Raw genomic sequence first — 15899 nt, forward strand, 5'->3', positions numbered from 1 at the left:
TGAAGTTTTGTATTTTTATCAATAGCAAAATATTTTAGTTAACTTAAATAAAAAACTACATGGGAAAATTTGTAATTACTAAAAGAACCAATGGTGAATTTCAATTCAATTTAAAAGCTGGTAACGGCCAGACCATTTTGACCAGCGAGGGTTATTCGACAAAAGCAGCGGCCTTAAACGGAATTGAATCTGTTAAAACAAACTCTCAGGACGATAATCGTTATGACAGAAAAGAATCTAGTAATGGCAAACCCTATTTTAACCTAAAAGCCAGCAACGGACAGAATATTGGTGCAAGTGAAATGTACGAAAGCACTTCTGCCAGAGAAAACGGAATCGAGTCAGTAAAAAAGAATGCTCCTGATGCAGATACAGATGATCAGACGGCATAATTGCAGAAAGATATCAAAAAAAAAACGAGGCTCTAAAGCCTCGTTTTTAATTTATATTTGACCAAACTTTACTTTATAACGGTCTAGTTCTTCTTCTGTTTTGTTTAAAAGTTTTTCGAGAAGTTTTATTTTATCTTCATAGAGTTCTTTTAGTGCTTCATCATTGCTGGAATTAATTAATATGCTTCCGTTGTTACTATTTCCTTTTACGGTATTGTAGTTATTGAAATATCTCTGACTGTCAAAACTTATAATATCTTCTACACTTACTTCTAAAATCCGGGCTATTTCTACTAATTTAACGTAGGATAACATCGTTCTTCCTTTTTCTATTTTACTATAACCTGCCTGAGTGACACCAAGTTGATCTGCCATATATTCCTGAGTGTAATTTTTTAACTCTCTAATGCTTTTGATTTTGTTTTTTATTGAAGTTGCCATAAGTTTGATTTGGAGGGAGGGCGTATATAACTTAAACAGCCGCAACTAAACTTAGGGGGGTATTGCAGCCTTATTTTTTGGGTAATTACAATTCTGTTCCTGTAGGTAGATGAAACAGGATTGTTTACTTTTTTCTAATTATAATTATGAAACCATATACGAGAGCAATAACTATAAAAGCCAGATCGTAACTGGAAATCTCATTTAATAGTTGGTTCATTAGGATATCTAGTTTATTGTATTTAAAATCCGTTCGAATTCAAAATTTAAATACTGGTCGATTTGTTTTCCAATCATTGGCCGGTCTAAAGCATTTATTTTTACTTTAGTTTCTTTTTTGTAAATGTCTTTTACAATCACAAAATAGTCAAATTCTGTCTTGTTGTTAAACCGCAGAATAATCAAAAAAGAATAGCATAATAAAGTTGGAATTAAGTAATACAGCTCCATTACATTGGTAAAAATCATGCAATAATAGGCTAAAACTGTTACGGCCATAAAAGCGCCATTTTCAAAAAGATAAGTTTTCTTTTTTTTGAGCAGTCCAAGTTCTACAATTTCATTAAAATTGTACTGCCATTGTTTTGACCCGTACTGAAACTGTACCTGATCGTGAGTGAGGGAAATGAACATAATGATAAATAATTAAATCTTTTAAAGAAAACCTGGTGAGAAAGCTTTCTTTAAAAATGTTTTCGGCTTAAAATGAATACATTTGAAATGCTGCAGTGGTAAACAGCACATCATTTCGCAATATTACGCATAATCAGCTTTTTTTTCTTACAAGTCAGCTTATAGAATATAACCAGAGGTTGTAATTAAATCTAATTATAAATTTTACCTTATGATTTAAAAATTCAATATGGCGTTTTACTTATATAAGTAATACATAAAAAAAGCCACTCCTTTTATGAGGAATGGCTTTTAGAAAGGATAAAGTTACAAAATTATTTTAAACCGGCGACTCCGATGTGAGTTGGGATTACTTCTTTTATACTTCCATCTGGATTAAACTCTAATTTATCGATGCAGACTTCACGATGAAATCCTCCTGCATCTCCCATTTTAATTCCGGTTGGATACGAAAATCTATGATAAACGAGATACCATTCGTCTTTATTTGGAATTTGCAAAACTGAATTATGTCCCGTTGCGTGAATTCCAATATCTGGTTTTCCCTGAATCACAATATTATTTTTCGGAATTTCAATTGGCCCTAAAGGTGATTTTGAAGTTCCGTATCTCACTTTATAATTCGGGCTTCTGGTATCGTCTTCGCTCCACAGGAAATAATACGTTCCTTTTCTGAAGAATATATAAGTTCCTTCGCGAAATGAATCATTAACAGCAATTACTTTTGTACTTTCTTTTTTAAGAGAAACCATATCTGCATTTAATTCAGCGGCACCCATGTACATGTTACCCCAGTATAAATAACTTTTTCCACTTACCGGATCTGTAAAAACATCAGGATCTATTTCCTGACCGTCTTTTATGCCTTCAGGTCTTGTGTTTATTAATGCTTTTCCACTGTCTTTAAAAGGCCCTGTTGGGTTATCTGAAACTGCCACACCTATTTTTTGTGCTGCCGTGAAATAATAGAAATATTGGTATTTGCCTTTTATCTTTTTCTCTACAATACAAGGTGCCCACGCATTACGATTTGCCCAGCTTACATCTTTTCTAAGATCCAGAATAATTCCTTCGTCTTTCCAGTCTTTTAAATTATCTGAAGAAAAAGTCTTGAAGTAATTGCCCGACCAGCCGTCGAAACCATCGCTTGTTGGGTAGATATAATATTTTTTTGTTTTGTTGGAGTACAGAATTTCAGGATCGGCATAATAACCTTCTAAAACCGGGTTATTATTTACTTTTGGATATTTTTCGGGCATTCCCCATTTGTCTGTAATTCTCTTTAATTCAGAGCGTGTTATGGGTAAAATTGTACCATGACGCGGATTAAAATCCATCGAAATATCATTATCGATTACCGTAAAGTTCTCCAAATCTTTGGTTTTAGTAAACTGATATCTCCCTTTTGTATAGACATCGTACATCAGAATATATTCATCTGAGTTGTTTAGTTTAAAAACGCTGGAACCTTCAACACCATCTTTTGTCTGCTGCAGGTAATTATCATTTTCTGTCCATTTTCCCGAAGTCAAATCATTAGTTGTGGCAACTTTTATTCCTGCTGTTTCCGTTTCAGTTTTATAGAAAAGATGATAAACACCATCTTTTTCAATTATATCGCCATCAATGCAGGCTCTTTCTGATTTTGGCACAAATAATAATTTTGGAGCACTTTCCAGAGCTGTGAAATCTTTATTCGCATAAGCGTAATAAATTTTATCCGGGCCTCCTGCATATTGCAGACTAAAATAAATTAAATATTTTCCTGCTTTTGCATCATAAATAGTCTGCGGTGCCCAAACACGCTTTAGGTTTTCGTTTCCTGAAAAAGTTGTTTGAATATTTACCACGCTGCTTTTCCAGTTTACCAAATCGGTGCTTTTTAGCAAAACCATGGCACGATTGCTGTCCCAGCCTTTTGAGGAAGTCATGTCGGTTAAAACCATATAAAACGTTTTTCCGTCGTCTCCTCTTAAAATATGCGGATCGCGAACGCCTCCGGTTGAACTGATTATTTTGCTGTCTAAAACGGGTTTATTATCATTGAGATGATAATAATGATAACCATCGGCACTTACGGCAAAACGAACGGCTTCTTCCTCGACAGAATTTCCGGTAAAGTATACAAACAAATAGGCTGTTAAATCTTTTTCTGCAATTACGGGCGGAATTCCTTTTGTATTCTGGGCTTGTAAAAAATTAAAAAATATCAAAAATAATACAAGACTAAAAGGTGTTTTCTTCATTATTTTTTACTTTTTAATTGATATAAAACAGAACTGTGCGGTTTTAAATCGGCTGCAAAAATGGCTGCTGTAACTTTAGATTTTTCGTTTGTCCACATATTCAAAACATCAGCTTCTCCCGAAATGCCAAGATCAGAAAGATTTACCGAAACATTTTGTGAAGCAATATCAGAAATATTAAATAATGCCAGATAAATACTTCCGTCTTTTGGATTTTTTGAAGTCACGGCAATTTTGCCCTCTTTCTGAAAAAGCTGTTTTACACCTGTACTTTCATTATGCATTTTCACCACATTTTTGTTGGTTAATAATGATAAAGTAAAAGCGTCGTTACTCGGTAAATCCCCACCAAAAAACAATGGTGATTTGAAGATATTGAAAAACGTGATCAGCGTATATTGTTCGTCTTTTGTTAAACGAGTCATTCTGTCTTCGCCGCGTTCTCCTCTTACTGAAATACGACCAAGCGGAATCATATCGCAATCCGGCCATGTCCCCGGTGCAATATAGGGATACCATTTTTGCTCAACATCCATTAAATGAGTGATGTGCGGCCAAGTGTCCCAAACATCATCTACCATACGCCACATATTGGCATGCGAGGTTACGTGTGGGGCGGCTTCGATTGGAGTTTCTCCAGGCGAAGTACTTAAAACAATTTTGCGTCCGCATTGGTCAATTGCATTTCTAATTAAGTTGATTTCGCCTTCGTGGTATGGTCTTGATAAATCGTCAATTTTAATAAAATCAACACCCCATTGCGCATACAATTCAAAAATAGAATTGTAGTATTCCTGTGCTCCCGGTTTATCTGCAATAATTGTATAATTGTCTTTTAACCATTCGCATTGCAAAGCTGTGGTATAAATTTGGTCAGCTGTAACTCCATTTGTGCCTTTTATTGGGAGTTTATCTTCAACAGCCTTTTTAGGGATTCCGCGCATGATATGGATTCCGAATTTCAATCCTTTTTTATGAATATAATCTGCTAAAGGTTTGAATCCCTGTCCGTATTTTGCTGACGGAAAACGATTTACGGCTGGTAAATATCTTCCATACTGATCAATTACATAACGCGGATCTGTTTGGTTGTAACCACCAGCTTTGTCGTTTTCTACAAACCATCGAATATCTACAACGACATATTCCCAGCCAAATTTCTTTAGGTTTTTTGCCATATAATCGGCATTGGCTTTTACTTCATGTTCTTCAACGGTTGGTCCATAGCAATCCCAGCTGTTCCAGCCCATTGGCGGGGTTTGTGCCCATTGTTTGAATTCGTCTTTTTTGAAGGTTTTGTTTTGTGAATTGGCTGAAATTATTACCAAAAACAATCCTAAAACCAATATTGTATTTTTTATTTTCATATCAAATAAATGTAAATTTCACATTTTAAATGTAATAATTTATTTCGGGTTACCAATCATATATCCAAATACAGCGTCGATCAGATGTCCCGATGGGACATAAAAATTCATGATCCCTAAAATAGCTACCGATGAATTGTTCCTAAGGAACATTTTTACATTGATAACTATTTTACATTAATGTAACCTCAACTGATTTCAACCGTTAGCTGTCGACCTATAGTTTCTACGGAACATTTTTACCAATACCTATTTTACATTAATGGTAACCTCAATTGGTTTTAACCATTGGCTTGTAAAGGTTACTTTAATTGGCTGCGTTTCTCCTGTCGTCTGAATATAAGCTGCAATATGACCGTGAAATACTCGCTGTACATTATCTGTATAATCTGTCATGTCGCTGTTGTTTCCTGCTTCAAGTCCTAATAAAGTTCCCGGGCCGCTTATCGTGCAAGTCACTTCGTTATCTGAAAGCATTACAGGTAAACCGTTTTGATCTTTTACCTGAACCATTATTTTAGCAACGCCTTTGTCTTTAGAAATCGTGATATTTTTATCGGCAATTGTTAATTCAACTGGCTGCTGCGTTGTTGTAATCGAATATCTGCTTACTTCTTTATCGTCTTTGCTTAAACCAATTACTTCTAATTTTCCTGAAGCAAAAGGAATATCCCAATACATAATTCCGGTTTTTTCGTCGTATGGTTTTGTTTCACCAACTACTTTTCCGTTTAGTTCCAAACGTGCTTTTGCAGCGTTGGTATAACAAACTACACGAATCTTTTCTCCATCTTTATAATTCCAGATTGCCCACGCATCTTTAGAAATATCTTTTTCATTTTTTAGCGGATAAGTTCCAATATAAGCCATTGGTTTATCTGACCATAATGACTGACGGAAATATCCTCTTGGTTTAATAACGCCTGCAAAATCAATCAAACCGGAGTAAAATCCTCTAGAAGGCCATCTTCCTGATTCCCCTAAATAATCAATTCCTGTCCATAAAAACTGTCCGAAAATATGTTTGTTGTTTTTTACGGCAAGCCAAGGATCCATATCGTGTACGTTTTCACTTCCGAAAATGACTCTGTTTGGATATTTTTCGTGATCTGATTGGTATTTACTTTCTGTATAATTATATCCTGTAATGTCTAAAGCTCCCGGATATTCTGTTTCGTTAGACATTGCAACTCCTGCTAATCCCGCAGTTGTCGGACGTGATTTATCGTATTTTTTTACTGCTGCTACCAAACGTTTTGCAATGGCTCCGAGACGCATAGCATCTGGCGCATCTTTTTTGTAACCTCCATAAGCTGCCTGCCCGAAACCTTCTTTTCCTTTATCTAAAACCGGATGCGAATAAGGATCGTTTGGATAATCTACTTCATTACCAATGCTCCATCCAAAAACCGATAAATGGTTTCTGTCTCGACGAACAAAATCTTCTAAATCTTTTTCTCCGTATTCTGCAAAAATATCAAACGAACCTTCAAATCCGGGAGTTCCGTAATTCCAGCCTTCCAGCCATTTACGTTTTGGGAATTCCCATTCGTCATAAGCTTCATTTAAAACTAAAATTCCTAATTGATCACAAAGTTCATAGAAAACCGGAGCTTGCGGATTATGACTTGTACGGATTGCATTTACGCCAATTTCCTTAAGTGTTTTCAATCTTGTTTCCCAAACTTCGCGCGGTACTGCCGAACCTAAAACTCCGGCATCGTGATGCAGACAAACGCCTTTCATTTTCATCCATTTTCCGTTTAAGGCAAAACCATTATTCGGGTCGAAAGTAAAAGTTCTAAAACCTGTTTTTGTTACGGTTTGATCGATTTGTTTACCATCTTTTAAAACGGTTGTTTTAAGCTGATATAAATTCGGGTTTTCTAAATCCCAAATTTGAGGATTTTTTATACTTAATTTAGTTGAAATTTTTCCACTTTGATTGGCTGCAACTTCAACTTTAGAAGAAGATTTTGCAACAGATTTTCCATCTTTTGAAATCAATTCGTTTACAATAGTAAGGCTTGATTTTGTTTTTAAACCGTTTTCTACATCAACCTCAACATTTAAAGTTCCTGTTCCGTTTTTTACTTCCGGATAAGCGTAAACTCCCCATTGCCCAATATGAACAGGATTTGCATATACCAACCAAACATCTCTGTAAATCCCTGAACCGGTATACCATCTTGAATCGGCACTTTGGCTGTGATCAACACGAACAGAGATTGTGTTTTCTCCTCCAAATTTCACGTATGCAGTCGCATCATAAGCAAAAGAAATATAGCCGTTTGGACGTTTTCCTAACGAATGTCCGTTGATAAAAACTTCACTTCTGTTGTAAACGCCTTCAAAGTATAAATAGACTTTTTCTCCGCTTTTACTCTGCGGAATAGTTACTGATTTTCTGTACCAGGCAATTCCGCCCGGAAGATATCCTGTACAGCTTGCAAGCGTTGGGCTCAATTGTCCTTTTACGCTCCAGTCGTGCGGTACATTTACCTGCTGCCATTTGCTGTCGTCAAAGATTGTATTTTTTGCATCTGGAGTTTCCTGAAGATTGAATTTCCAGTTGTCATTTATTTTTTGTGAATCTCCAAACGATACTTGACTGCTCGCAGACAGACACGAAAAGAGTAAAACGGGGATTAAAATTTTCTTAGTTAACACTATATTTTATTTTTAGTTAATTTCTTGTTTCAAGTTTTAGGTTAGTATTCAGTGGTCAGTTTTTTAGTGTTCAGTTTTCAAACCAAACCAAAGACTGAACACTAAAAAACTGAACACTGATCACTGCATCTCCCCCACAAATGTCACTACAGACCTTGCGGGTATTTCTAAATCATTAATTTTTTGAGTTGCTGTTCTTTTTAAGTTTGAATTTTCAGATGTTATATAAGGCGTTAATTCGCTGTTTTTTACGGTTCCTTTTGATAAATCAAACTTGTATTTTTGGGGAGATTTTCCGCAGTTAACCGCTACTATAATCAGTTTTTTATTGGCTGTGTCTTTATAAGCAGTCAGCATTACGTCGTTTGCTGCGTCTAATTCGTTTTGGTTTGGAACATCAATTCTCAACATTCCCGGACGAACGAAAAGAGAATAATTTCCTAAAGCCCAAAGCAATTTTGAATCGTGGAATTCTCCGTCGTTTCTAACATAATTAGGTTCGGTTCCTCCGTTGCTTTTTCCGTCGTCGAGGTAAATCAAGCCGTCTTTATAATCAACTCTCGTAAGAGAGGTCCACCATTGCCATGAAGCAGCGTTGGCAACAGCAATATCATTGTGAATTAACCGTGCTACGAACAAAGCAGTCTGCATTCCTAAATCTCTTCCTCCGCCTGAACCTCCTGGAATTTCTGCTTCTCCCGGGTTTTCTAAAATACAGTATTCAGACTGCCAATATTTTAATCCCGGATTTTGTTTAATACTTGCTGCGATTAGCTTTCGGCTTAAAACCTGTTTATCAACCGGCCAGGTTGTAAAATAACTGTGGCCAAGAATGACATTTTTTACATTTGGAAGTTTTGAAATATTAGTCTTGGTTTTCCCAAAGAAATAATCGATTTGATTATCTCTGTTTTCTGCATTAACATTTTCATACAAATAATTGACTTGGGCGGCTTCGGCAACAACAATTTCTGTACTCATTTTATTGGCTTTGAGTTTATCAGAAAGTGATTTTGTTAAAGCATAAATTTCTTCGTTTGCGGCCGGAGTTCCTTCCTGACTGTTTTTATCTCCGTTATTAGGCATCCATTCCCATTGTGGTTCGTTTATTGGGCTTATGTAATCGAATTTGATTCCTTCTTTTTTCTCCAATCCCTGAATACTTTGAACTAAGAAATCGGCAAATTTTGGAATTGCACCATCTTTTAGATTCAGTTTATTCTTTTGGGATGCAAAAGATAATCCGTTGTTTGTCATAGAAACGGGCGGACTATTTGTAAAAATCAGGAATTTATCGACACCCCTTTTTTTGGCTGCCTGCAAAAACCATCTCTGCCCTTCTTGTTTTGTAAAATCGTAAGTTCCGTCGGCATTTAAGAAACATTCGCTTCTTCTCCATTCGTCAGAAACTTTGCTGTTTTCTCCTTGCTCTGTACTTCCCGCTCCAAGATTAAATCTCCAGATGGAAAGCCCTATTCCTTTTGGATTTCCTTCTGCATCAATTTCTTTGCTAAAAAGTAAATCGGCAATAGCGTTCTTTTTCTGCTCCGGCCAATTTTTCCCCACAAACTGAGTTCTCCAGGCATCAGAACCTCCAAAACCGTCCATGGTTTGTACAACATTATCTGTGCTGATGATAGCAGTTCGCTGTGCAAATGACAGCGAACTTGTTATCAATAAAAGCGAGATATATATTTTTCTCATTTATTTTTTTGTTTTTTTAACCGCAAAGACGCTAAGTTTTCGCAAGGTTCGCTAAGTTTGCTGTCAGCTTTGCGAACTTTGCGATTTTTCTTTGTGTCGTTTGCGGTTAATTTTTTTATTCTTACTTATAACTCCCAACAAAAGTCACAACAGCCCTCGCAGGAATTTCAAAACCCGCTGCATCAACTGCAGTTCCTTTTTTCAGGCTTAAAGTTTCAGAAGTTGTATAAGGCGTTAATTTGTTATCAACCAAAGCTCCTCCTGCAAGATTTAATTTATAGGCTTTCGCCGATTTGCTGATATTAACGGCAACAACAACCAGCTTTTTATTCGCTGCATCTTTGTATGCGGTTACCATTACATCATTCACGGAAGTGGCATTATCTACATTCAGAATCTGTACTCTTACCATTCCCGGTTTTACAAAGAATGAAAAGTTCCCTAATGCCCAAAGTGTTTTTGAATCTCTGATATAACCATCGGTTTTACAATAATCTGAGTTTCCGGCACCGTTGCTTGCGCCATCATCTACGTGAATTAAACCGTCTTTGTAATCGCCTCGGCTAATGGCTGTCCACCACTGCCATGAAGTAACTCCGCCAACTGAAACATCTGTATTGATGATACGCGCTGTCCAAAGTGCTAAAGACATTCCTAAATCTCTTCCTGATCCTGCACCGCCCGGTAATTCTGAAGTTCCAGGGCTTTCCAGAACACAGTATTCAGACGACCAAAGACTGATATTTCCGGCTCCCTGAATTCTTGAAGCTGCTAATTGTCTGGACGAAACCATTTCGTTTAAAGGCCATGCCTGCCAGTAACTGTGTGCTGAAATGGTCTTTTTTACGTTACTTAATCCGCTGATTTTTTTAGATGAATTGGCTCCAAAGAAATAATCAACCTGGTTGGATCTGCTTTCTTTTCCTGAAACTGTTTTATACAAAGGTTCATACGCTCCAGCTTCGCCAACAACGATTTGTGCTTCAACTCCTTTTGATTGTAATTTTGGAGATAAAATATTTACGAAGTTGTAAATGTTAGCATTTGTAGCCGGAGAACCTTCCTGATTTGTTCCGTCCCACTCATATTGCGGTTCATTAAACGGGCTTACATAATCGATTGTTAAACCTTGTTCTGTTTTTAATTTATCTAAAGAGTTTGCCCAGAAATCAGCCAAATCTGGCATTTTTCCATCTTTTAAATTGTAAAATTCTTTGATCGTAGCGTGTGCTTTTCCATTTTGGGTTAAGTAAACAGGTGCGCTATTGGCAAAGGCCAATAATTTTTCGACACCGCGTTCTCTGGCTGCTTTCATAAACCAAACCTGTCCTGCTTGTTTGTTCATATTGTAACTTACACCATCTGTTGTAAAACATTCAGTACGTCTCCATTCATCTGTAATATCACTGGCATCTCCTTGCTCTGAACTTCCTGCTCCGAGATTAAAACGCCATAATGATAATCCAATTCCTTTTGGGTTTCCATTGGCATCAAAATCTTTGCTGAACAATAAATCGGCAATTTTGTTTCTTTTGTCTGAAGGCCAGTTTTTCCCGATAAAGTTACACTGCCACGCATCAGAAGCTCCAAAGCTTTCCATTGTCTGCAAAGGCATATCCAGATTTACATCTAATTCTGCCGTTCCGGATTCTGAATTTGAATCTCCGTTGTTTTCAGAATCGCAGCTTACTAATAAAGTGCTGACGAAAAGCAAGCCTGCACACAGCAGACTTACTTTATTGTTATTTAAAAACTTCATTTTAGTAACCAGGGTTTTGAGTGATTAATCCGCCGCTTAAGTCAATTTCTAACTGTGGAATTGGCCACAATAAGTTTTTAGCCGGATTAAAATTGATTCCTTTGTCTTGTGATTCTCTGGTATTTGTAGTTTCATACGGATCTGTAGAATTCAGGTTGTATTGTACAAAAGTTCCGTTTGGTCCCATCAAAGATTCGATTACCGGTCTTCCTGTTGTTGGGTCTTTTTCACGACGAATATCAAATAAACGTAATCCTTCAAAAGCTAACTCTAAACGACGCTCTTTGTAGATTTGTTTTAAAAGCGTTGGACCGGAAATTCCTGTTTTTGGTGTTAACTGGACACGCGATCTGATGATATTAATATCTGCCAATGCATCGCCGCCTGTATGGTAATTTGCTTCTGCTCTTGTTAAATACATTTCTGCCAGACGAATCAACGGAATGTTTAATGGTAAGTGTCCGTCTTTTTTATCTAATGCACGACGCGCCGCAATTGGAATATAATATTTACGGCAGATACGTCCTGATTTATTATCGTTTAAACTGAATTTATGTGTTGGGTTTAAAGTCTCATCTCCATAAGCAGGTTCTCCCCATTTTGTAATGGTGCTTTTACGACGGATTTCATCATTTTCAGATAAATAAGCGTTTTCTAAATCGCTGGTTGGCATACACCATCCCCAGCCGTCTAAAACATCCTGAGCATCATTACTTGGGAAATTTTTCTTGTCCTCACCTCTTGCTCCGGCTAAAGTTGGTAAAGCGGCTCCTAAACTTTTGTCTTGTACAGATGATGACTGTGCTTCTAAAATTGATTCTACTCCGTTATGATTGTTTACATTCCAGATATTTAAGAAGTCAGCTTCCAATTGAAAAGGCCCTTCTGTAATTACTTTATTTGAATACAATTTGGCATCAGCCCATTTTTCCTGAAATAAGGTTACACGAGCCAATAATGCATACGCAGCCCATTTGTTAATTCTTCCGTCTCTCTTTACGGGAGCACTTTCTAACCTTGCTGCAGCTTCTTTAAGATCAGCTTCAATTTGAGCGTAAACATCTGCTGCAGAACTACGTTGTAAAGTTAAATCGCCTGTTCCTAACGATTTTGTGTACAAAGGAACTCCGCCAAAAAGGTTTACCAATTCGTAGTAGCAATACGCACGAACGAATAGTGATTCTCCCATATATTGATTTCTCTGTGCGTCTGAAATTGGCGAGTTTGCCATTTTCTCTAAACCAATATTAGCTGACTGAATGGTGTAATAATGAGCGGTATAAATACTGTTCATATCTCCCATATTATCTGGTGTAATAATGTATTGGGAACAAGGTCTGTGCGCACCGCTGTCCTGTCCTGTGTTTCCCATCCAGGCATCATCAGTAGACATTTCGTTGGTAACTCTTGGTGCAGTTAATGTCCACCAGTCTTTTGCTAATAACAAACGCTGTGTTAATTCATTAGCATAATTTTCGCATTCCTGCGCAGTTTGAAAATAGTTTTCTAAAGTCTGCGTTCCTCTTTCTTCTTTTTCGATAAAATCGTCACAAGAAACTGTAAATGCAGCTAAAGCTATTATGGATACTAGTATTTTTTTCATGATCGTTTTTTATTAAAATGCAACATTAAGACCCATCAGGATTGTTGGCTGTACGGGATAATTCCATCCGCCAAAACCTGATCCTTTTACTCTGTCTCCTGTATCAGGATTTCCGCCGGCTACTTCAGGATCAACTCCTGTGTAGTTTGTCCATGTCCATAAATTTTGTCCAGATAATGAAATTCTAAGTTTATCTAAACCAAATTTGTTGTAGAATGAATAACCTAACTGTAGGTTTTTCATGCGTACGAAAGAACCATCTTCAACATACAGAGAGGAGAATTTTGTATAGTTCTCATTATTGTCGTCTTTTGATAAACGCGGAATATAGTTTGAAGTTCCTTCTCCATGCCAAGCCATTTGATCTAATCCGTTTACTTTGTTTGTTAAACTTGCTCCGTTGTATAAATCTGAAATGTTTTGGTTTACGATGTCATTTCCAATGCTTGAATAGAAATTAGCTATTAAATCAAAGTTCTTATATCCAAAACTCAAATTCAAACCTACATTGTAATCTGCCCAAGGAGAACCAATTTTTGTTCTGTCTTTGTCGTCCAGTTTTCCGTCGCCGTTCACATCTTTAAAACGAATATCTCCTAATTGCGCATACGGCTGTAATTTTGTTCCGTGTTCGTCTGTATGAGAATTTAATTCAGTCTGGTTTTGGAATAAGCCATCAGCAACATATCCGTAGAAATACCCAGGTTCTTCCCCTTTTACAGTTAAGGTTCTGTTGCTTGCGCCGTATAATTTTTCCCCTTCAGATGACAGAGAAAGCATTTCGACATTTACGGTTGTAAAAGTTAAATCTACACCATAAGAGAAATCGCCTTTTTTATCTTTATAAGAAATCAATAAATCGATACCGCTTGACTGCATGGAACCGACGTTTGTCCACATGGTAGAAAATCCTGGAAATCCACTGTATGTTGGAAATTGTTTCAGGAATAACATATCGTGCGTTTTCTTTTGGTAATATTCTAATGATCCTGAAAGTTTGTTTTTCCATAATCCAAAGTCAATTCCAAAACTTACATCTTCTACGGTTTCCCATTTAATATCTTTATTAGCCATTGATGAAGGATAAGAAGTATCGACAACCTGTCCGTCAATTACATAAAATCCCTGTCCAATGTTTGACTGATAAACAGCACTTGGTAAATTTTGATTTCCTACTTTACCCCATCCTGCTCTAAATCTTAAATCGCTTAAAACGTCTTTTGTAGATTCCATAAATCCTTCATTTAAAATTCTCCATGAAACAGAAGCTGACGGGAAATTTGCCCATTTGTTATTGGTCATGAATTTTGAAGAACCATCTCGTCTAAATGTTCCTGTAAAATAATATTTTCCATCGTAGTTATACGAAAAACGAGAAATATAAGACATTAAAGAACTTGACCAGCTGTTTCCGCCGCTGTTACGGTTTTTAGTTGCTGCATTTAATTCTCTCATCGAGTCTGAGTTATTTGGCACGCCTTCTCCGTAACCCCAAACATCATTTCCGTTATATTCTTCCATTGTATTACCAATCATTAAAGAAGCGTTGTGTTTTTCTGCAAATGTTTTGGAGTATGTTGCAGTATTCTGCCACGTCCAGTCTACATTGTTTGTTGCTCTTCTTTCGATGGTATTTATTTCCGCTTTTTCGTGTGCGGCGTCGATTACGAAATCCGGAGTAAATTTGCTCCAAATTTTATCTCCAACCTCAACAGAAGCCTGCGTACGAATTACTAACCCTTTTATGGGTTCGTATTGTAAATATCCGTTTGTATTTAAGTTGTACTGATCTGTATAATCATCGTAACGGTTTACGGCCGCAACCGGATTCCATATATACGATGGAGAACGTGCATAAATACTGTATTCATTTTCTAATCCTGTTAACTGATCTGCAGGTTTGTAAATTGGTGTAATTGGATCAATTTTATCAAAATCTGACCAGTTTCCCGGAGATCCCCAAGTTTCGTAACGAGGGTTTAAAGTGATTCCGGCTGAGAATTTATCAGAGAATTTAAAATCATTTGCAATTCTCATCGTCACTCTTTCCCATCCGCCTATTCCGTACATAGACTCTGAGTTGTAATAGTTCAGGCTTACTGCAAAAGTATGTTTGTCTGAACCACCGCTTACTCCAAAAGAGGCATTTGTTACAGGAGTTCCGGTTTTAATTCCGGCTCTCCACCAGTCTGTTGTTTTTCCTTTGTATTGAGAAGGATTTGGCAGATAATCTGAATAGCCTGAATTATTGTATGCTGTATTCATTATTGCTGCATATCCTTCGGCGTCAGCCATATCATATGGATTCTTCATAATCTGCATACCAGAACTCAAATCAAAATTGAATCTTGTTTTACCTGCTTTTCCTTTTTTTGTAGTAATCAGAATAACTCCGTTAGACGCACGAGAACCGTAAATGGCACTTGCAGAAGCATCTTTTAAAACTTCCATCGATTCAATTTCATTACTGCTTAAGAAATTGATGCTGGTTCCCATTGGGATTCCGTCTACCACATAAAGCGGATCTGTACTTAAGTTTACTGTAGAAATTCCTCGAATTAAAACTCTTGGCTGTGCGCCCGGTCCGCCCTGTCCTGTAACCTGAACTCCGGAAACTTTTCCTTGTAATGATTCTGTAACGTTACCTACCGTCATGGTTTGTAATTCTTTTCCTTTTATAGAAGAAATAGAACTTGTTACGGTGCTCTTTTTTACAGCAGCATAACCTACAACTACAATTTCGTCTAATGCCTGACTTGATTCCTGAAGAATGATATTGATCTCCGTTTTATCGCCAACAGCTACTAACTGAGTTGTAAAACCTACAAATGAAAACTCAATTTGCGCATTTTTGTTTGGGACATTGATAGTATAGTTTCCGTCAAAATCAGTTGCTGCAGATGTCGAAGCTCCTTTTACATTTACGTTAACTCCCGGAATTGGTACATTTGCTTTGTCCTTAACAGTTCCTTTTATTTTTATTTGTCCAAATGATACAGCAGTACACAAAAGGGCAATAAAAAACCATATATATTTAAATTTCATATTTAGATGTTTTATTTATTAATGTTATAAAAGTCTATT

General features: G+C 36.8%; 10 protein-coding genes. 1 reads left to right on the top strand and 9 read right to left on the bottom strand.

Annotation, left to right across the window (positions count from 1 at the left end; all coding sequences use genetic code 11):
* The first annotated feature begins 59 nt into the window (after window positions 1-59).
* On the top strand, window positions 60-392 hold the full coding sequence (locus ASD98_RS01315; RefSeq protein ID WP_056199036.1) for a YegP family protein: 333 nt from the start codon (window positions 60-62) through the stop codon (window positions 390-392).
* Between the two features lie 51 nt (window positions 393-443).
* Here the strand turns inward: ASD98_RS01315 and ASD98_RS01320 are convergent, their stop codons facing one another.
* The 9 genes from ASD98_RS01320 to ASD98_RS01360 all read right to left on the bottom strand — a co-directional run bounded on the left by ASD98_RS01320 (window position 444) and on the right by ASD98_RS01360 (window position 15860).
* Window positions 444-833 (bottom strand): helix-turn-helix transcriptional regulator, encoded by a 390-nt coding sequence (locus ASD98_RS01320; RefSeq protein ID WP_056199040.1) that lies wholly within the window; start codon window positions 831-833, stop codon window positions 444-446.
* 228 nt (window positions 834-1061) lie between these two features.
* Complete coding sequence (locus ASD98_RS01325; RefSeq protein ID WP_056199043.1) at window positions 1062-1466, bottom strand: hypothetical protein; 405 nt, start codon at window positions 1464-1466, stop codon at window positions 1062-1064.
* A gap of 314 nt (window positions 1467-1780) precedes the next feature.
* The gene (locus ASD98_RS01330) at window positions 1781-3712 is read right to left on the bottom strand and encodes a family 43 glycosylhydrolase (protein ID WP_056199046.1); all 1932 of its coding nucleotides are present in this window, start codon (window positions 3710-3712) and stop codon (window positions 1781-1783) included.
* A complete protein-coding gene (locus ASD98_RS01335) occupies window positions 3712-5079 on the bottom strand; it encodes a glycoside hydrolase family 27 protein (protein WP_056199049.1) in 1368 nt (455 codons plus the stop codon). The genes ASD98_RS01330 and ASD98_RS01335 overlap by 1 nt, the downstream gene beginning before the upstream one ends.
* 249 nt (window positions 5080-5328) lie before the next feature.
* The gene (locus ASD98_RS01340) at window positions 5329-7749 is read right to left on the bottom strand and encodes a sugar-binding domain-containing protein (protein WP_056199053.1); all 2421 of its coding nucleotides are present in this window, start codon (window positions 7747-7749) and stop codon (window positions 5329-5331) included.
* A gap of 120 nt (window positions 7750-7869) precedes the next feature.
* Window positions 7870-9453 (bottom strand): glycoside hydrolase, encoded by a 1584-nt coding sequence (locus ASD98_RS01345; RefSeq protein ID WP_056199057.1) that lies wholly within the window; start codon window positions 9451-9453, stop codon window positions 7870-7872.
* A gap of 121 nt (window positions 9454-9574) precedes the next feature.
* Window positions 9575-11212 (bottom strand): glycoside hydrolase, encoded by a 1638-nt coding sequence (locus tag ASD98_RS01350; RefSeq protein WP_056199062.1) that lies wholly within the window; start codon window positions 11210-11212, stop codon window positions 9575-9577.
* Between the two features lies 1 nt (window position 11213).
* Window positions 11214-12815 carry a RagB/SusD family nutrient uptake outer membrane protein gene (locus ASD98_RS01355; RefSeq protein ID WP_056199065.1) on the bottom strand — a complete coding sequence of 534 codons (1602 nt, stop codon included), beginning with the start codon at window positions 12813-12815 and terminating at the stop codon, window positions 11214-11216.
* A gap of 12 nt (window positions 12816-12827) precedes the next feature.
* Window positions 12828-15860 (bottom strand): TonB-dependent receptor, encoded by a 3033-nt coding sequence (locus ASD98_RS01360; RefSeq protein WP_056199068.1) that lies wholly within the window; start codon window positions 15858-15860, stop codon window positions 12828-12830.
* Window positions 15861-15899: the final 39 nt, after the last annotated feature.

It is taken from the genome of Flavobacterium sp. Root186, assembly GCF_001428525.1.
Lineage (GTDB): Bacteria > Bacteroidota > Bacteroidia > Flavobacteriales > Flavobacteriaceae > Flavobacterium.

Excerpts from the sequence above, each read along its gene's own strand:
- ASD98_RS01335 (WP_056199049.1), bottom strand. The coding sequence starts at position 5,079 with ATGAAAATAAAAAATACAATATTGGTTTTAGGATTGTTTTTGGTAATA.
- ASD98_RS01330 (WP_056199046.1), bottom strand. The coding sequence starts at position 3,712 with ATGAAGAAAACACCTTTTAGTCTTGTATTATTTTTGATATTTTTTAAT.
- ASD98_RS01345 (WP_056199057.1), bottom strand. The coding sequence starts at position 9,453 with ATGAGAAAAATATATATCTCGCTTTTATTGATAACAAGTTCGCTGTCA.
- ASD98_RS01315 (WP_056199036.1), top strand. The coding sequence starts at position 60 with ATGGGAAAATTTGTAATTACTAAAAGAACCAATGGTGAATTTCAATTC.
- ASD98_RS01320 (WP_056199040.1), bottom strand. The coding sequence starts at position 833 with ATGGCAACTTCAATAAAAAACAAAATCAAAAGCATTAGAGAGTTAAAA.
- ASD98_RS01325 (WP_056199043.1), bottom strand. The coding sequence starts at position 1,466 with ATGTTCATTTCCCTCACTCACGATCAGGTACAGTTTCAGTACGGGTCA.
- ASD98_RS01355 (WP_056199065.1), bottom strand. The coding sequence starts at position 12,815 with ATGAAAAAAATACTAGTATCCATAATAGCTTTAGCTGCATTTACAGTT.
- ASD98_RS01350 (WP_056199062.1), bottom strand. The coding sequence starts at position 11,212 with ATGAAGTTTTTAAATAACAATAAAGTAAGTCTGCTGTGTGCAGGCTTG.
- ASD98_RS01360 (WP_056199068.1), bottom strand. The coding sequence starts at position 15,860 with ATGAAATTTAAATATATATGGTTTTTTATTGCCCTTTTGTGTACTGCT.